Source organism: Paenibacillus agilis (assembly GCF_007786455.1).
GTDB lineage: Bacteria > Bacillota > Bacilli > Paenibacillales > Paenibacillaceae > Paenibacillus_B > Paenibacillus_B agilis.
This window is the reverse complement of the sequence record NZ_VNJK01000002.1, coordinates 463,963-481,453: the sequence shown is the minus strand read 5'-3', so window position 1 is coordinate 481,453 and position 17,491 is coordinate 463,963. Positions and strand designations below refer to the sequence as shown.

Below are 17,491 nucleotides of genomic sequence, written 5' to 3'. Positions count from 1 at the left end.
GAAAGTTGGCCTCTTTTTATAGGTGTTAACTCCAATAGGATGGTTCAGTCAAATCCCGTAAAGTAGTTTCAAGAATAAACGTTGTACCCTGATGTAACGTACCCTCCAATTGCTCTTGGATGTAAGGGATAGCTTGTTCACCGAGTTCGATCAATTGCTCGTACGCTTCGTAGTCCGTTTTCCAAAAGCTATGAGGACTCCCTTTGCCGAATTCTCCTTGCTCTATGACAGTGACCCAATGCAAAACCTGCTCACGAAGGGACTTTTGCTGTACTGTGTTTATGGCTGTTAAGAAGGCTTCATCCTTCTCTTTTACTTCAGGCATCGCCTTGTACAGCTGCTCCTCGCTGATGCATTTTCGAATTAGCTGGCTAGTGGTCAGATAATCGCCTCCAACACCATCAGCTGCAGAGACGTAGGCAATGAAATCATCAGTACGATGTAATGGCTGAAAGTCAGGCTGCAAGCGATGGATTACATCGATGGCAATTAGAAACAGCTGGGAGTCAAAGAGCGTCTTCTCAAATAGATAGTTTTGATCGATTTCAAGATAGTTAGGCTCCTCCACACTGATGCACCAAAAAATACTCAGCCATTTCTCAAGCCGCTCAGGCATTTTTTCATACATAAAAGGGTAGTCAGCTTCTGCGTATTTAAACTCATAATAGAGCTGCTCGCGAGTTAGTTTATCGTGATCATCTTCCTGCCGAAGAGAACCACCAAGAGCTTCCTCCACACTTTGGTTCAAGCCTTCCAGATTGTTGATGTATATGATGTAGCTGCCATGGTACGTATCGGTATAGATGGAGAAGGTGTAAATATCCTTGTTGTTACCCTCTGCTATGTAATCATCCAAAGCAGATTTACAATACTCGTACAAGGCATCTCCAATGTCCTTGGCACTTACAATCATACCGTTGATGGAACTGGTTGAATCGATTTCAACGATAGTTTGATCTGGAGTACAGAGGATATAGCCTCCCTTACCTTCCAAGTCCCGTCTTCCGCTAATCAGCTTGCCGATATGCATATCATAACCGCTCATGCTGGGGCCCTCCCTTTTGTGTTGAACGTTTATGCAATATTCAACGTATAGGAGAGCATTCCTGCCAATAAGTTGTTAACCTTTTTTAAAATATGAAGTGGCGCAGTCTATCAAAAATAAGATTGCTGCCTGTGGTAGTTACTTTTTATATGAAAACAAGGTTTCTTTGGATATATTTAACTACTCCATGCTAAGATGGTTGTTGTTCCCTAACTACCGAATCACATAGCAAGCTAGATGTTAAAGCATTTGATGGCTTTATGTACCTTATTAATCCCGGCAAAATTGTGTTAAGTGCTTCAACTGGTATTCTTGTGTACATATCGATAGCTACGGACTTATCAGATATGCATCCTCTCATTCCTTGGCAAGTGTGGATGGCCTGCTTATTGTTCCAATTTATCTATGTAGGATACGCACAGCTTCTTGATTCGAACCAGAACGTAAATCTACTCCGGAGCTATGTATATTTGTACTTCTTTAATTTGACTTATGTGCCGTTGTTTATTTGGTCTCTCATCACGATGAAAAACGTCAACTGGAATCCAACCAAACATACGAGAGCGATACATTTAAGCGATATTGAATTAGAAGAAGCGAATAAAGCAAGTCAAGTAACCCGTTAGCAGAAGCTAACGGGCTATATCTGGTGTGCTTATACCCCTACAATATGAGTCCATGTACTAAACCCGGAAAGAGAGCTGACGAAAGAGTAATTGCCTGAATCATTGAGCAGCGCGGTTGCTCCAGCTCCTGTTGAAACATTATAAAAGAGCAAGGCGCCATTAGGAGTCCCGACGATATCAGACCAACTGCTGAAACCAGAGAGGGAGCTAACAAAGGTGTAATTGCCATTGCCATCAAGCAGGGCGGTTGCGCCAGAGCCTGTATTTGCATTGTAGAAGAGGAGGCCATCTTCGTTGGCTGAGGTTATATCTGTCCAGCTGCTGAGTCCTGAAAGTGGACCGATAAATGTGTATTTGCTCGCCGCATCGAGCTTGGCGGTAGCCCCGTTACCCGTATTGGCGTCATAGAACAGAAGACCGCCACTAGGGGTACCAACGATATGAGTCCATCTAGAGAAGCCGGAAAGAGAGCTGACGAATGTATATTTTCCGTTGGCATCCAGCAAGGCCGTTGCCCCAGTTCCTGTTATCGCATTGTAGAAGAAGATGCCATTTTCATTGGCGGATGTGATATGCGTCCAGTTTCCAAACCCGGAGAGTCCTCCGACAAAGGTGTATTTCCCAGCGGAATCGAGGGTAGCTGTAGCCCCATTGCCAGTCGTAGCATCGTAAAAGAGGAGGCCGCCGCTTGGGGCTCCGACAATATGGGTCCATCTACTAAATCCGGTAAGCGAACTGACGAACGTGTATTTCCCCGCAGCAACCAATAAGGCGGTTGCTCCTGTACCATTCAAGCCATTGTAGAAAAATAGGGAGCCAGGAACGGTTCGAATGGAACCTTTCGCAGACTTAGACTTTACCTTAGACTTCTTTGAAGATAAAGGGGGACGTGCGTACCCTGTAATTCTAATACTGCGAGATGCTGCTTTATTAGAACGCGATTGCACCGATTTCGGTTTCGAAGATTTATTTTTCAATCTGTCTCCTCCTAATTAGTTGTGTAAGTAGGTTTTATTCCATTGCTCACATTAGTTTATGGGCAATTGTGCAATAGGCAACGATTGAAATGAAAAATCCACGATGGCCCATCTTTTTTAGCAGTCCTTTACTTTTTGATACCTACATAGTAAGATGATGTCAGCAATTTTAGATTTCAATGAATGATTTTGATAAATATAAAGAGGTGCATTTTGTGAGTGCGGTAGGTTCTAAATAGGATAACTGAATGAAGTAAATTTGATGGCATCAGGGGATTGGTCTATATTTAGCACCCCTAGCTTTGTCATGAATTTATTTCGACCTATGAAGATACCTACGACACTTTATAATGCGTGCATAATGCAGGGGACGACTATACGTATGGGATAGTTTGTTTCTGCATATTCATGATGCACATGCCTTATAAATACAAGCAGAGCTGCGGGTATCCCCGCAGCTTTTTTGTGTTCTGGCACATTCTCTACCTACGTTCATTGAAATCTAGTCGTAGGTATCTTCCTTGTATGATCACATCTAATCATAGTGAGGAGAATCGACATTGAATCAACATACACTTGAAAAATTACAATATAACGAACTGAAGGAACACGTAAAAACCTACTGTGTGAGTGGATTAGGGAAGCAGCTGCTAGATGCATTGAAGCCTAACTCTAATATCACGGTTGTCAAAAAGCGTCTCAATGAAACGACTGAAGCACGGGCACTTTTAGATTCGGGCGCTCATATCCCATTCCTAGGAGTGACCAATATCGAGCTTAGTATTCAAAAGCTTGAAAAAGGACTGCTTCTAACACCAAGCGAGTTGGTTAGTATCTCGGATTTCCTGCGAGGATGCCGGAAAATTAAACAATTCATGCTGGATAAGGAGTTCTATGCACCTGTGTTGTCTTCTTATGCGAACTCGATGACAGAATTCCCAGGCATCGAAGAAGAAATTAATTATTCGATTAAAGGCAGTAAGGTTGATTCCGCTGCTAGTAAAGAGCTGAAGCGCATACGCAACAGTATAGAAGCAACAGAGGAGAAGATTAAGGATCGTCTGCAAAAGTTCCTTAAAAATAGCGAATATAAGAAGTACATTCAGGAATTTTTCATTAGTCAGAAAAATGATCGTTATACAATTCCAATTATTGCGTCTTACAAAAATCATGTTCCAGGAACAATCGTCGAAGTCTCTTCAAAAGGGTCTACTGTATTTATTGAACCACATAGCGTTGCCAAGCTAAGCGGCGAACTATCGGGTTTGAGAGCAGAAGAGGCTGTAGAGGAATATCAAATTTTAGCTGCTTTATCAGGATTGATCACGGAAAATCTGCACGAAATTAAAATCAATATGGACCTAATCAGCCAATATGACATGGTATTTGCAAAAGCGAAGTACAGCAGACATATTGACGGTGTGGAGCCTAAGCTGAATGATATCGGATATGTGAAGCTAGTCAATTGCAGACACCCCCTTTTAACAGGGAAGGTTGTTCCACTAAACTTTGAGATTGGAGAGCAGTATCGCAGTCTCATCATTACAGGACCGAATGCGGGTGGGAAAACGATCGTGCTCAAAACGATCGGCCTAGCAACGTTAGCGACAATGTCAGGCTTCCATATCCAAGCGGATAAGGAGACGGAGATTGCAGTATTTGATAATATTTTCATCGATATCGGGGACAATCAAAGTATTGAAAATGCACTGAGTACGTTCTCTTCTCATATGAAGAACCTTTCGGAAATTATGAGATTGGCGAACAACAACACCCTATTGATCTTTGATGAAATCGGCAGCGGGACGGAACCGAATGAAGGGGCCGCACTTGCCATTTCAATCTTGGAAGAGTTTTATCATATGGGCTGCATCACCGTTGCGACTACCCATTATGGTGAAATTAAACGCTATTCGGAAATGCACAGTGACTTTATGAATGCTGCAATGCAGTTCAATCATGAAACGCTGGAGCCGATGTATAAGCTTCTTATAGGCAAGTCTGGGGAGAGCAACGCCCTGTGGATTTCACGCAAGATGGATATACGCGAGCGGGTACTGCAAAGAGCACAGGATTATATGGAGAATAAGGAATACCATATGGAACGTGTGCATGAAAGTAAAGTTAGGAAGACCAAGGTTACTGCCGAAGAGAAGGAAGGTAAACAGGTCGAATTTACGAAAGGCGACCGTGTAAAGTTATTGGATTACGATGACTTCGGTCTTGTTTACGAGGAGAGAGATCAGTATGCCAATGTGGTCGTCTTCTACAACAATGAGTTCCTAAAGGTAAATGTGAGACGAGTGGCATTGGAAATACCTGCGAAGGAATTATATCCAGAGGGGTATGATCTAAGTACGTTATTCGTGGATTATAAGACGAGGAAAATGCAGCATGATATCGAGCGTGGATCGAAGAAAGTACTTCGTGCCATTCAAAAAGAAATAAGAAAAAATCGAGAGTAAGTTGCTTGCAGATGGTGGGCAGTTCGCGCAATACAAGCAGGCCGATGGATGATTCCGTTGGCCTGCTTTTTTGTTTCCTCTCATCGGATATGTAAAGGGTAGAGAGACGATAGGCTGAATGAGAGCGCAACATTTCAAATAGTCCCTTGTGATACAACTAAACATGAATTCGAAACATTGCAAACGAGGAGATGAGGACATGGGGAAATTGAAAGGGAAAGTCGCTCTCGTAACCGGTGCAAGCCGTGGTATCGGGCGTGCTATTGCGGTACGTTTGTCCGAAGAAGGTGCATTTGTGGCACTACACTATGGTCGCAGACGAAAGGAAGCAGAGGCTGTCGTCCATCAGATTGAGCAAGCTGGCGGGAGTGCGATTGCGATTGGAGCCGATCTACGCTCTCTCGATGGCATTCATGATTTATTTTCAGCGTTGGATGAAGCCCTTGAGGAACGAACAAGTTGCAATCAGTTCGATATTTTGGTCAATAACGCTGGTATTGGTCAAATCTTAACGCTAGAAGAGGCGACAGAGCAATCGTTCGATGAGGTGATGAGCATCAATGTGAAAGCACCGCTGTTTGTTACTCAATTAGCTCTACCTCGTTTAAGAGACCAAGGACGAATCATTACTATTTCTTCCTTTGTTACACGAGTAGCTTCTCCTAGTGTATTTACCTACAGCATGTCCAAGGGTGCGATAGATACCTTTACGCTCGCATTGGCCAAGCATTTGGGAAGCCGTCATATTACGGTGAACGCGATCCAGCCGGGTATTATAAATACGGAGATGAATGCGGAAACGCTGCAAGATGTAAATGGACAGAAATATGCAGCAGGGCTGTCCATCTTCAACCGCTGGGGAGAACCTGATGACGTGGCTGATATTGCTGCTTTCCTTGCTTCATCTGACAGCCGTTGGGTAACGGGGCAGTTAATTGATGCTAGTGGCGGCTCTCGTTTGTGAATGAAGCGATACATGATTGCATAGATGGATTTGGAAGCGCAGCTCAGACAATAAAAAACCGGGCTCCCTTGTGAAGTAAGGGGTCCGGTTGTTGGTGGCTATACACAAGCTCAATAAAGGAACCTCCACAAGTAAAATGTGGCGTAGGACTCCCAATTTTTCCACGGTCCAGCGAGCTGTAAAATTTCCGCCTTCGTCGGTTTCGTGTCAGCACCAGTGAGATATTTGATAGCGTTATGGAGACCTACATCATCGATTGGAAACGCAGAAGGAATACGCAGGCAGCGCATTAACACATAATTAGCAGTCCACGGCCCAATGCCGCGAATTTGGACAAGTGTCTTTTCAATTTGTTTATGATCGCCCATGTCCAATAGCTGTTCTTTAGTTAGTTTTCCTTCCACCATAAGCTGGGCTACACCGATCAAGTATTCACTTTTTTTAATACTCATCTTCAGCTTTGTTATGTCTTCCACTTGCAAAGACGCGATATCCTGTGGGGTAGGAAAGAGCCAATATTGCTCTCCCGCATGCTCTACATACCGTCCAAACGTTTCAACAAAGCGTCTTTTCAACGTATAAGCAAAGGCGAGGTTAATTTGTTGCCCGATAATGCCCCAGCAAAGCGCTTCGAATAAATCAGGAATACCCATGTTGCGAAGTCCGTAAAAGGATTTTACCGCTCTCTCCAGCAGACGATCTGTCTTCGCTAGTTCATAAAACGGTACTAGGTCTGTATCTAAGTCGAACCAATCGCGGATATAACGAATTGCCGCATCCTGTACCGATTCACGTACAGGCATCGTTTCTCCTAGAAATTGTACGCTTATACTATGCTCCTGATTATTCGGGCCGGTACTTATTTCAACAATCATCGTTTCCTGATCAATCGATATGGCTTTGTACACTCTTCCTTCTTTAATCTGGATCAGGCATTCATTCGGTGCATTGGAGAGATACTTCACATTTTCAGAAAAGCTAAACTCCTTAGGTACGGGCAGTGTCATCACCTGCATGCTCGCATCCCGACTATTTGTCATATAGATCCTCCATTGGATTCAATATCACTGCTCCTGTAGTTGTAACATAAAAACAAATTCGACAGTTTCGATATCTTGCGGTCCTATTTTGAAATGCGTACAGAAGGGCGTTAACAGAGATATACTAGAGGTGGAGATGAGCGAAAATGATGAATAGAAACGAGCAACACCCTATTCCAGATGAAAAATGGCAGGCTATCATAAGCAATGATGCCACCTATGACGGTACGTTTTTCTACGCGGTTAAGACGACAGGAATCTTTTGCAGGCCATCCTGCAAATCCAGAATTCCTAAAAAGGATAATGTGCGTGTATTTGAAAATGCGGAGCAAGCACTGTCTGAACATTTTCGCCCTTGTAAACGGTGCAAGCCAACGGGTCAACGGCTACCTGATCAAGAATGGGTAGATCAAATTGTACAATGTATGGAGCTCAATTACAGTGACACGCTGACGTTAGAAACGTTGGCAGATATGTGCCATGGTAGCCCATTTCATTTGCAGCGTGTATTCAAGCGAGTGAAGGGAATTACCCCAGTTGAATATATTCAGCAAATAAGAGTAGCCAAGGCTAAACAGTACTTGGAAGGCTCGGATAAAGCCATTTCAGAAATTGCTATAAGCGTAGGCATTCCCAATACGTCCTATTTTATAACCTTATTCAAAGCAAAAACAGGCTGCACACCAGCAGACTATCGAAAAATAAATAGAATGGGACAGACAACGGAGGTGTCGGAACGTGAAATCACAAACTAGTACTACGATTTATTGGACCTTGTTGAATCAAGATGGATGGCATATGTATTTGGCAGCCACGACGAAAGGGCTCTGTTACGTAGGGTCACAACATAAACCGTTCGAGGAGCTTACGGCTTGGGTACAGAATCGTTTCCCTAACTGTCATTTTATACGTGATGATGAGAAACTTGAGCCGTATGTTAAGGAACTAACGGAGTATCTTAACGGACAGCGAGGGTGCTTTAGTATTCCTTTTGATCTGCAAGGCACACCATTTCAGCTTGCAGTATGGGAGGCGCTGTGCCAGGTTCCGTATGGACAAATCCAGACGTACTCACAAATTGCAGATTCTATCAACAAGCCAAGTGCGGTGCGTGCCGTCGGAGCAGCTATTGGTGCGAACCCGTTGTTGATAACAGTGCCATGCCATAGAGTCATTGGGAAAAATGGATCTCTTACTGGCTATCGAGGCGGTCTGGAAATGAAGACACAGCTTCTACAGCTGGAGCGGGAAGGATCGCAGGATGAAAGAGGCTAGCCCTTTGCATCAATTGGGACATTATGATCGTAAACAGATAAGGGGGCGATAGAAGTCCGTCGGCCAGTCATGTTTAAGTCGGTTTCTATTCCCTCTTTTTTACGCTGCTTATTACATCGTTTCGTCGTGGATCGGAAGCCATTCGATAACTTCTTTGATTGCGTACTTCTAGTAACTCCAGTTATGCTCCCCAAGTGCAATTTCGATATATATTGTGTCGTTGACATAACGATTTCATTATACTAAACTATTTTACGTAAACGTTTAACTAAAGTGATTAACAGTCCTTTTATACTAGATATTTATAGAAAGTAAACGTTTACCTAATGAAGGGTGGTTTAATGGCATGGCAGCCACAATTAAAGATATAGCAAGGGTTGCTGGTGTCTCAACCGCGACTGTTTCAAGAGTCATTAACAATCTTGGCGGGTACAACGAAGAAACTGAGAAGAAAGTAATGGCTGTCGCCAAAGCGCTGGGATATCGCAAAAATGAAAATGCCCGCAGCTTGGTGCAGAAGTCGACGAATACGATAGGTGTGATTATGCCTGATGTTACGACGGCTTTTTACGGTGACATTATTAAAGGAATTGAAGATACATCCTATGAGCATGGATACAGCGTTATTTTAACGCATGCTGGGAGCCATGGTTCTCGAATTCATGAAAGTATGAATCTGATGGGCGAGCGTCGAGTAGATGGGCTTATTATCGTTTCTGTGGAGCTGCATGAAACCGCGATCGAAGCGTTAACGTCCCTCGGTATTCCGTTTATTTTACTTTCTACAAAAACAAATCGCGAAGATACGCCTTATATTAAGGTCGATGACTATAGTGCTGCATATACTGCAGTAAAGTACTTAATTGATAACAACCATCGGAGTATTGGTATGGCAGGAGCCAATCCAGATGATTCTATTGCAGGATCACCAAGGATTAACGGCTATACCCAAGCGCTGCTGGATCACGGTATTAAGGTAGATTTGAACCTAATCAAGCCTGGTGGCTTTAGCTTTGAATCTGGTAAAACGGCAATGCAGGCATTTATTGAAGATGAGGCATCGATTACAGCTGTTTTCTGCGCCAGTGACGAGGTGGCATTAGGGATTATGTCGACTTGTTTTGAAAATGAGATCAGCGTACCTAACGATATTTCCGTAGTTGGCTACGATAATTCGAAGGTTTCCCATATGTCGATTCCCCCTCTGACAACGGTGGCACAGCCTTTATATGAAATGGGAAGAGAAGGCTGCTTAGAAGTAATAGCTGCTATTCAAAATAAGTGCAAGATCGAATCCAAAGTGATTCCGCACGAGTTAGTTGTACGCAAATCTGTTAAAAAGTTAACTTAAAGGACGTTGTCTAAACATCCTGTGTCTGAGCACTTATGGGTAAGACCGTTTTTCTAAAAATCCGCTTTTGAACAAATGAGGAAGCGGAGTCTTTTTTGAGTATTACGTAAACGTTTACGTTACGCATATAGCCTACAAAATTTAAGCCGAAAGGATTTGAACTCGATGACAGAAACAATCACAAACACAATTAAAAAAGAAAAAGAAGTGAAATGGTGGCAGACAGCAGTTATTTATCAAATTTACCCGCGCAGCTTCCAAGATAGTGATGGGGACGGAGTTGGCGATCTAAGAGGTATCATTAATCGAATCGACTATTTGAAACTGTTGGGGATTACGGCAATTTGGTTGTCACCAGTTTATAAGTCACCGAACGATGATAATGGCTATGACATCAGTGATTACCAAGATATTATGGATGAGTTTGGCACCATGGCGGATATGGATGAGTTGCTAGCGAAGGCAAACGAAGCAGGCATCAAGATTATTATGGACCTTGTTGTGAACCATACCTCCGATGAGCATAAATGGTTTATCGAGGCGAAGAAGGGCAAAGACAATGAGTACCGCGACTACTACATTTGGCGTGACCCAGTGAACGGTGACGTTCCAAATGGTCTAGGTTCGATCTTTAGCGGTTCTGCTTGGGAATTGGATGAAGCAAGCGGTCAGTATTTCTTACATCTATTCAGCAAGCGTCAGCCAGACTTGAACTGGGAGAATCCAAAAGTTCGCAAAGAAGTAAACGATATGATGAACTTCTGGCTTGATAAAGGTGTGGGCGGCTTCCGTATGGACGTTATCGATCTCATCGGCAAGATTCCAGACCAAGAGATTACGGGGAATGGCCCAAAGCTTCATGAGTATTTGCAAGAAATGAACCAGCAAACATTCGGCAAGCACGATGTAATGACGGTAGGCGAAACATGGGGAGCGACTCCAGAAATCGCAAAGTTGTATTCCGATCCAGCACGCAATGAGCTGTCGATGGTGTTCCAATTTGAACATATTAGCCTTGATCAGCAGGAAGGCAAAGACAAATGGGATCTTAAGCCTTTGAGCGTTGCTGAGCTGAAGGACGTACTTGTGAAGTGGCAAGTTTCCTTGGGCAACGAAGGATGGAACAGCTTGTTCTGGAACAACCATGACCTGCCACGCATCGTATCCAGATGGGGTAACGATAAAGAGTACCATGACCAAAGCGCAAAAATGTTCGCGATTCTTCTGCACATGATGAAAGGTACGCCTTACATTTATCAAGGTGAAGAGATTGGGATGACGAACTGCCCCGTTTCAAGCATTGATGAAGTTGAAGATATTGAAGCGGTAAATATGTATCATGATCGTTTGGCTAAAGGGTATCCGGTTGAGGACATCATTACTTCCATTAATGCAAAAGGACGCGATAATGCGCGTACGCCGATGCAATGGGATGACAGTGCACATGGAGGCTTTACAACAGGTACGCCATGGTTGCATGTAAACCAGAATCACAAGACAATCAATGTGCAGGAGAATCTTGATAATCCAAATTCTATTTTCTACACGTACCAACGTTTGATTCAGATTCGTCAAGACAACCCAATCGTCGTATGGGGTGACTTTGAACTGATCGAGAACACGCATGAAGACGTATTTGCTTACTATCGCTTGTACGAAGGTGAAAAGTGGCTCGTTGCGGCAAATATGTCGGAGCAGGAACATGGCTTCTCAGTAAATGAGGAAGTGTCTGAGCTCATTATGAGCAACTACAATCGTACAGAGATTGATGTGAAACAACTGGCGTTCAAGCCTTATGAGGCATTCGCGGTTAAGGTTAAGGCGTAAATGTAAGGAAGTACAATTGTAAAGGCAATTCCGGCCCACACGTTTATGGTGTGGGCTTTTTTTTATGATGAATCATTCATATATTATGGTATAATATGGTTATATGAAAGGGATGAGAACGATGTAGTCGCCCATAGGAATATAGATCCTCGTGCAAGATCTCCACCAGCATTTTTGCAAAGGAGTAGAGCATTTAACGAACAATTGGAGGGTCTATATGATAAACAATATTTGGTCAGGTAAAAAAGTAAAGCTGCGCGCCATTCTGCCTACAGACTGGGCGAAGTTCCATAACAATGATTTTGATTCGGAGAGTGCTAGACTTAGCGATGTTATCTATTTCCCAAGGTCTGAAGAAGGGACGAAGTCTTGGGCGGAGCATCAAGCTTCTCAAGGTCCGAACGGGGATAATATGATGCTCGCTATCGAAACGATGGATGGTGAACTCGTTGGCAGTATTAGCACACATAGCTGTGATCCGCGCCATGGAACGTTTAAATATGGTGTAGCGGTGTTTCGAGAGCATTGGCGTAAAGGCTATGCCTCGGAAGCAGTTATGATTGCACTGCGCTATTATTTTGAAGAGCTGCGTTATCAAAAGGTAAATGCGCATGTATATGCCTTCAATGAGGGTTCCATTGCTTTGCAGGAACGTCTTGGGTTTGTGCAAGAGGGCAGGCTACGGAATATGATTTACACCAAAGGACAACACTTTGACGAGTTTGTATATGGTTTAACGAAGAGTGAATATGAACAGTTGAAGAGTTAGGGGTTAATTCGAGTGGCTGTCATCTCGTATGGCAGTCATTTTTTTATAACGGATATGACTAACAATTGCATCCTAGGGGGAACTAACTTGTTGAACGTATTTGATGTGGCAAAGACGCTCTGACCTGAATTTATTTTTCATTTTTGCTTTCTCAAAGGGACAAAGTTAGAAAGGCTCTTCCTGTTTAAAGGAAGAGCCTCTTTCCATAGGTATCTACATAAATTAACTGCCGGCTTCAAGAGATACGGCAGGATAAAATATAATCACTGCCATGACAATCTGAAGTAAAGGAATCAGGGGAATGACAATGCTTTTTTTCTTTTTAAAGAGATACACAACCAAACAGATAATATAAGTTAATGGATAAATACTAGTCAAAAATATAAAAGTGTTCATCAGCACAAGCGTGAAGCCTTTTTCCACATAAGGATATGCTGCCAATTGCATAATATTAGCCATCATGACAAAGGGGTATAGGAATAGAAGAAGTCCCCCTGCAATCAACAAAGTGATGCTCATTATCTTTTTATTCAAATTTTGCACCTCGATTATGAGAAGACTACCCAGCTATTCTTCTTTCTTCACCTCAGGCTCAATAAGTTGATCCAAAGGCGTATTTGGGTCCATCCAGTTGGCGATCAATTGCTTCGTGTACTCAACATCCTCTGGAATCAGTTCATAGTACCAGTAGTCGGTACGCACGCCTTTTCCTTGCATCATATAGTTGCTAATCGGCGGCAGCGAATCCTTCATAAAGAATTCCTTCGCCAGTGATACAATAAAGTCAGAGGTCATATTGGTCGTAAAGTTTGCACCTGCAATATCGATGAATTCCGGTATCTTAGTAATGTTCTTGAGAGTTAGCATCTCATCCATAACCGAGTTAAGGAAAATACGCTGTCTCATCGTTCGATTCATATCGGAATCTTCACGGTATCGAACGTAGTTAAGGGCATCTTCACCATTGTAAATCGGCTTGTTAGGCTCTATTCGGAGCTTCATATGGACCGGATTCTTGTTTTCGATAACCTCCGTAATTGGCAATTTAACGCCACCCAAAGCATCTACAAAGTCTTTCAATCCATTAAATCTAACCGCTGCATAATAGTTAATTTTGTTCTGCAGCAAGTTCTCGACGGTAGCGACACTCATTTTAGGGCCGCCGTAAGAATGAGCCGCGTTAATTTTCGTTTTCAGATCGTTCATTCCAATTTCCTGCATTCCAATAAGGTCGACATAAGAGTCTCTGGGGATCGATATGAGCAGGAGCTTATTATCTTTTGGTCGGACGACGGAATAAATGATTGAATCAGAGAGGCCGCGTTCATCGCCACGTGCATCCACCCCAAGCAGCAGCACGGAAAATGGATCAGTATTCGTTCCTTGCTCTGTTTCGACTGGCTCAGTGCCAATAGCTTCATACGATTTATCTAAAGTTTCTTTAATATCCCCAGCTGCGATCGTATCGAATAGGAAGAGACCAATTTGCTTTTTGAAAATAAAGGCTAGACCACCAACCAGAATAAGCGCGATCAGTATATATATCGAGATACGGTAATAGTTTCGTTTTTTCTTCGCTGTTCTACTCGGTAGCTCAGTAGGTTTCAGCTCCGTGGTTACTTCACTTTCTTGAATCTGTTCTTGCCCGTTATCTTCTTCTTTTTTTTCTATATCTTGCTTTGGTTCCTGTTCCATTTCTTCCTCCAGTCCTTTCGTGATTTGATGGAATTATTTTCATGTTCCATATTACTAAAATACACTGAAAGTTCTATGAAAATCAAATGGACGGACTATGTAAGCAGATGCGAAAAGGATTCAACCCCTCTAGCCAGCTTGCAAAAGCTAGCGTAAAAGAGTCGAACCCTTCTCAAAATAAGTGATATGAACATTGATAATTCCCATAATCCCTTTAACTGAACAGTTCCGATCCTCGATACCTATCCATACCTATCCCATTTAAAAATCGTATTCCGCATCCTTTTCTTCGCGAATCTTCGCATAGGCATTCGTAAGCTGTACCGTATCTTCCACTAAACGCTCAATCCGGAACAAAATATCATCGTTGATGATTTCTTTGCGATGAAAGTCTTTGTCTTCTAAAAATACATAGGTTGGTACGATATGCGCCTTCATATATGCCAAAATGGGCTTTAACTGCATCTCCACCATTAAATAATGTCTCGCTGTGCCGGCTGTAACGAGCAAACTTACCACCTTATCGCGGAATCCATTGACGGGCAGCAAGTCGAAAATATTTTTCAACGTCGCTGGAATCGAAGCCTGAAACGTTGGTGTGCCGATAATAATCGCATCTGCAGCCATAATCGTTTCTGTTACGAACTTCGTATCACCCTCGTACTCCCAATAGTTGCGCCCATCGCTAAAGACCATATCGTATTCCGCTAGGTCGAGCAGCGTAATTTCTGCGTCTGGATACTTATCACGTGCTTTTTGGAGTGTAACATCCATCGCTGTTCTCGTTTTAGAGCCTACGTTGGAGCCTGCAATCCCTACGATTTTCATGATCGTCACTCCTTATTTTTTAGCTGTATGCTTCTTCACGGCAGGTATAATTTCAGTTGCGAGCAACTCAATATTTTTCGCGATCTTATCGAATGGCACACCGCCAAAGTCGATTTCTGCCAAGAAGCGTTGGTTGCCATATAGCTCATATTGGTAGAGCATTTTTTCAATAATTTGCTGTGGGCTGCCGATCATTAACGCATCACGATGGTCTACCGCTTGAGCGAACTGCTGCTTCGGATAGCCGCCGCCCTTCAAGGCTTGCATGCCCGCGTTAATATGCGGGTAGTATTCACGAAGCGCATCTTGGGAGTCTTTCGCTGTATATAGCAGCCCTGTCGTTGCAATTGGCAGCGTTGCTGGGTTAAAGCCAGCCTTCTTAGCTGCCTCACGGTACGCGTCAACAGAATGCTTGAAGTTGATAGCAGGACCGCCAAGCGTCGTCAGCATCATAGGTACCCCTGCCTGTCCAGCTTTGATTGCGCTGGCAGGAGGACCGCCTACTGCACGCCATATTGGCAAAACACCATTCATAGGCTGTGGCAAAATAGATGCATTTTTCAACGGTGCCCGATACTGTCCTTCCCATGTCACGGTATCCTCGTTATTCAGCTTCATGAGAAGCTCCATTTTTTCTTCGAACAATTCTTCATAATCTCGTACATCGTAACCTAGCAAGCTGTAAGCACCAACGCGTGAACCGCGTCCTGCGACGATTTCAGCCCGACCGTTCGAGATAAGATCAAGCGTAGCGAAATCCTCGTACACACGAACCGGATCGGAGGTGCTCAATACAGTTGCCGAGCTAGCCACTTTAATGTTTTTCGTAGCTTGTGCAATAGCGCCAAGAATGACGGTATGCGCTTGGGTTGTAAAATGAGTTTGGTGGCTTTCCCCGACTGCAAATACATCAAGTCCAGCCTCATCTGCAAGCTTACTTGCTTCAATCAATTCATGAATCCGCTGTTGGGAGCTAATCAATTCCCCTGTATGTGGGTTAGGCAAGTGCTCACCGATCGAATAAAGTCCGATTTCTACACCTTTATCTGGCTCAATACGATATTGTTTCATGGATAATCTCTCCCTTGTTGTTGGTTTATTTACTCAATCAGTCAAATCAATCTATTGGTGCTAACGCAGTTTCAATTTCCGCACGTCGGTCTTCTAAAAATGGTGGCAAATCTAATATGGTTCCGAGCTCTTCAATAGAGGAGTCGACTGTGAATCCAGGGCCATCGGTTGCAATTTCGAATAAAATGCCGTTCGACTCACGGAAATATAAACTTTTGAAGTAGTAGCGATCGACAATTCCAGTTGATTGGAATCCGCGCTGCTTCACGGCCTCATCCCAATGGCGAAGCTCTTCTTCGTTGTTCACACGAATCGCTAGATGATGCACGCTCCCTTTGCCGTTTCTCTCAACAGGTCCATCTAATCGCTTAATAACAATTTCACCGAATGCTTGACCAGCTACGGACTGGTAAATAGCTTCCTCATCTATACGAGATACTTCTGCGTATCCAAACGTTTCTTTAAGCAAGTTTGCCAATCGATCCAAGTAGCGTACCGTAATTTCAACGGTACCAAGTCCAAGAATCCGATGCTGTTCCTCAACAGGAGAGTCTCCCCAAGCGGACCAGAAGGAAGGAATTTCGCCGCCTTCATGATTCAACAGAATTAAGCGCAGGCCGTCTGGGTCTTCAAAGTGAATCGCATCTCGCCCGGCATACGTTGTAATGCCGCTATGCTCGATATTGAACTGCTCCAATCGCTCCTGCCAATACACTAAGCTGTCATAGGAGGGAACGAGCAGTCCGATCTGTGTGATGGCGTTTGTGCCACGTACCGTTCTTCCTGCCATCGGCATTTCAAAAAACGATAGCTCTGTTCCTGCGCTGCCCGTTAAGTCGCCGTAAAAGAGGTGATACATCTTTGGATTATCTTGGTTAACCGTCTTTTTCACGCGGCGCAAGCCGAGTACGTTTTTATAAAAATGATTGTTTACAGATGCTGTTTTGGTTAGCATCGAAACATGGTGATGTCCAGGAATCGTATACATGACAGCCCCTCCTTATTTTTAACTTGACTAGTCAAGTGATGGTGTAAAAAAATCCGTTCTATTCCGGCGGGATTTCTTTTTTCTCGCTATGTTTATGAACGCGTGACATTAACGCATATAGTGTTTTCTGTTCTTCTTCGCTTAATACATCGTCAAAGAAGGAGGTTTGGAATGCAAGCTGCTCTGGCATCACTTGCTCCATAATCGCTTCTGCTTTTTCGGTTAGGCTTATCGTCTTCGTCTTCCAGTCTTGTTTACGGACAATATAGCCTTCCTTCTCAAGACGGGTGAGCATACGAGAAATACCACCTTGGGTAACAGTAACTTTCTCAGCCAACTCCATTTGCGTCAACGGCTGATATGTGCGAATTTGTATCAATACATCAAATTGAGCGGTCGTTAAATCAAATCGTTTCAAAAATTCATTCGACATTTGGTTGCTCTGGTTCGTAAAACGCATTAAACGTAACCAGATTAGTGATCCTATCGTATTATTACGCATTTCGTTTTCATCCCCCTTCGCTAACCTTGATATCACTTTACTACTCAATTGATAAAATGTCAACACCG

The 17,491-nt window shown here is 43.4% G+C and carries 17 protein-coding genes; 8 read left to right on the top strand and 9 right to left on the bottom strand.

Going from position 1 to position 17,491, the window contains the following annotated elements; translation table 11 throughout:
- Positions 1–25 precede the first annotated feature (25 nt).
- On the bottom strand, positions 26–1,045 hold the full coding sequence (locus FPZ44_RS18510) for a hypothetical protein (protein WP_144992529.1): 1,020 nt from the start codon (positions 1,043–1,045) through the stop codon (positions 26–28).
- 260 nt (positions 1,046–1,305) lie between these two features.
- Here FPZ44_RS18510 and FPZ44_RS18505 point away from each other — a divergent pair, with 260 nt between their 5' ends.
- The gene (locus FPZ44_RS18505) at positions 1,306–1,671 is read left to right on the top strand and encodes a hypothetical protein (protein WP_144992528.1); all 366 of its coding nucleotides are present in this window, start codon (positions 1,306–1,308) and stop codon (positions 1,669–1,671) included.
- Positions 1,672–1,700: 29 nt separating this feature from the next.
- Here the strand turns inward: FPZ44_RS18505 and FPZ44_RS18500 are convergent, their stop codons facing one another.
- Positions 1,701–2,648 (bottom strand): hypothetical protein, encoded by a 948-nt coding sequence (locus FPZ44_RS18500; protein ID WP_144992526.1) that lies wholly within the window; start codon positions 2,646–2,648, stop codon positions 1,701–1,703.
- 560 nt (positions 2,649–3,208) lie between these two features.
- Between FPZ44_RS18500 and FPZ44_RS18495 the strand changes: the two genes are divergently transcribed.
- Both FPZ44_RS18495 and FPZ44_RS18490 read left to right on the top strand, forming a co-directional pair.
- Positions 3,209–5,113, top strand: coding sequence for an endonuclease MutS2 (locus FPZ44_RS18495; protein ID WP_144992524.1), 1,905 nt, complete (start codon positions 3,209–3,211; stop codon positions 5,111–5,113).
- A 199-nt stretch (positions 5,114–5,312) separates the two neighbouring features.
- On the top strand, positions 5,313–6,077 hold the full coding sequence (locus tag FPZ44_RS18490) for an SDR family oxidoreductase (protein WP_144992522.1): 765 nt from the start codon (positions 5,313–5,315) through the stop codon (positions 6,075–6,077).
- 110 nt (positions 6,078–6,187) lie between these two features.
- On the opposite strand, the gene FPZ44_RS18485 is transcribed toward FPZ44_RS18490, so the two are convergent.
- Entirely contained in the window at positions 6,188–7,117 is a 930-nt protein-coding gene (locus tag FPZ44_RS18485) for a DNA-3-methyladenine glycosylase family protein (RefSeq protein ID WP_186786135.1), read from the bottom strand.
- A gap of 146 nt (positions 7,118–7,263) precedes the next feature.
- Between FPZ44_RS18485 and FPZ44_RS18480 the strand changes: the two genes are divergently transcribed.
- From FPZ44_RS18480 to FPZ44_RS18460, 5 genes are all read left to right on the top strand, one after another.
- Entirely contained in the window at positions 7,264–7,872 is a 609-nt protein-coding gene (locus FPZ44_RS18480) for a bifunctional transcriptional activator/DNA repair enzyme AdaA (RefSeq protein ID WP_144992520.1), read from the top strand.
- Positions 7,856–8,392, top strand: a complete 537-nt coding sequence (locus FPZ44_RS18475; RefSeq protein ID WP_144992518.1) for a methylated-DNA--[protein]-cysteine S-methyltransferase — start codon at positions 7,856–7,858, stop codon at positions 8,390–8,392. The genes FPZ44_RS18480 and FPZ44_RS18475 overlap by 17 nt, the downstream gene beginning before the upstream one ends.
- A 346-nt stretch (positions 8,393–8,738) precedes the next feature.
- A complete protein-coding gene (locus FPZ44_RS18470; RefSeq protein ID WP_144992516.1) occupies positions 8,739–9,743 on the top strand; it encodes a LacI family DNA-binding transcriptional regulator in 1,005 nt (334 codons plus the stop codon).
- A gap of 165 nt (positions 9,744–9,908) precedes the next feature.
- Positions 9,909–11,570 carry a glycoside hydrolase family 13 protein gene (locus tag FPZ44_RS18465; protein ID WP_144992514.1) on the top strand — a complete coding sequence of 554 codons (1,662 nt, stop codon included), beginning with the start codon at positions 9,909–9,911 and terminating at the stop codon, positions 11,568–11,570.
- Between the two features lie 217 nt (positions 11,571–11,787).
- Positions 11,788–12,339 carry a GNAT family N-acetyltransferase gene (locus FPZ44_RS18460; RefSeq protein ID WP_144992512.1) on the top strand — a complete coding sequence of 184 codons (552 nt, stop codon included), beginning with the start codon at positions 11,788–11,790 and terminating at the stop codon, positions 12,337–12,339.
- A gap of 222 nt (positions 12,340–12,561) precedes the next feature.
- Here FPZ44_RS18460 and FPZ44_RS18455 read toward each other — a convergent pair whose 3' ends face one another.
- The 6 genes from FPZ44_RS18455 to FPZ44_RS18430 all read right to left on the bottom strand — a co-directional run bounded on the left by FPZ44_RS18455 (position 12,562) and on the right by FPZ44_RS18430 (position 17,423).
- Positions 12,562–12,873, bottom strand: a complete 312-nt coding sequence (locus FPZ44_RS18455; protein ID WP_144992510.1) for a hypothetical protein — start codon at positions 12,871–12,873, stop codon at positions 12,562–12,564.
- A 33-nt stretch (positions 12,874–12,906) separates the two neighbouring features.
- Positions 12,907–14,034 (bottom strand): LCP family protein, encoded by a 1,128-nt coding sequence (locus tag FPZ44_RS18450; protein ID WP_144992508.1) that lies wholly within the window; start codon positions 14,032–14,034, stop codon positions 12,907–12,909.
- 261 nt (positions 14,035–14,295) lie between these two features.
- The gene (locus FPZ44_RS18445) at positions 14,296–14,862 is read right to left on the bottom strand and encodes an NADPH-dependent FMN reductase (RefSeq protein ID WP_144992506.1); all 567 of its coding nucleotides are present in this window, start codon (positions 14,860–14,862) and stop codon (positions 14,296–14,298) included.
- A gap of 12 nt (positions 14,863–14,874) precedes the next feature.
- Complete coding sequence (locus FPZ44_RS18440) at positions 14,875–15,933, bottom strand: LLM class flavin-dependent oxidoreductase (RefSeq protein ID WP_144992504.1); 1,059 nt, start codon at positions 15,931–15,933, stop codon at positions 14,875–14,877.
- A 46-nt stretch (positions 15,934–15,979) separates the two neighbouring features.
- A complete protein-coding gene (locus FPZ44_RS18435; RefSeq protein WP_144992502.1) occupies positions 15,980–16,921 on the bottom strand; it encodes a ring-cleaving dioxygenase in 942 nt (313 codons plus the stop codon).
- 58 nt (positions 16,922–16,979) lie between these two features.
- Positions 16,980–17,423, bottom strand: a complete 444-nt coding sequence (locus FPZ44_RS18430) for a MarR family winged helix-turn-helix transcriptional regulator (RefSeq protein ID WP_144992500.1) — start codon at positions 17,421–17,423, stop codon at positions 16,980–16,982.
- Positions 17,424–17,491 lie beyond the last annotated feature (68 nt).

Bases quoted from the DNA above. Each gene is read 5' to 3' on its own strand.
- FPZ44_RS18510 (WP_144992529.1), bottom strand. From the start codon at position 1,045: ATGAGCGGTTATGATATGCATATCGGCAAGCTGATTAGCGGAAGACGG.
- FPZ44_RS18470 (WP_144992516.1), top strand. From the start codon at position 8,739: ATGGCAGCCACAATTAAAGATATAGCAAGGGTTGCTGGTGTCTCAACC.
- FPZ44_RS18440 (WP_144992504.1), bottom strand. From the start codon at position 15,933: ATGAAACAATATCGTATTGAGCCAGATAAAGGTGTAGAAATCGGACTT.
- FPZ44_RS18445 (WP_144992506.1), bottom strand. From the start codon at position 14,862: ATGAAAATCGTAGGGATTGCAGGCTCCAACGTAGGCTCTAAAACGAGA.
- FPZ44_RS18505 (WP_144992528.1), top strand. From the start codon at position 1,306: ATGTACCTTATTAATCCCGGCAAAATTGTGTTAAGTGCTTCAACTGGT.
- FPZ44_RS18435 (WP_144992502.1), bottom strand. From the start codon at position 16,921: ATGTATACGATTCCTGGACATCACCATGTTTCGATGCTAACCAAAACA.
- FPZ44_RS18480 (WP_144992520.1), top strand. From the start codon at position 7,264: ATGATGAATAGAAACGAGCAACACCCTATTCCAGATGAAAAATGGCAG.
- FPZ44_RS18430 (WP_144992500.1), bottom strand. From the start codon at position 17,423: ATGCGTAATAATACGATAGGATCACTAATCTGGTTACGTTTAATGCGT.
- FPZ44_RS18485 (WP_186786135.1), bottom strand. From the start codon at position 7,117: ATGACAAATAGTCGGGATGCGAGCATGCAGGTGATGACACTGCCCGTA.
- FPZ44_RS18460 (WP_144992512.1), top strand. From the start codon at position 11,788: ATGATAAACAATATTTGGTCAGGTAAAAAAGTAAAGCTGCGCGCCATT.
- FPZ44_RS18490 (WP_144992522.1), top strand. From the start codon at position 5,313: ATGGGGAAATTGAAAGGGAAAGTCGCTCTCGTAACCGGTGCAAGCCGT.
- FPZ44_RS18450 (WP_144992508.1), bottom strand. From the start codon at position 14,034: ATGGAACAGGAACCAAAGCAAGATATAGAAAAAAAAGAAGAAGATAAC.
- FPZ44_RS18465 (WP_144992514.1), top strand. From the start codon at position 9,909: ATGACAGAAACAATCACAAACACAATTAAAAAAGAAAAAGAAGTGAAA.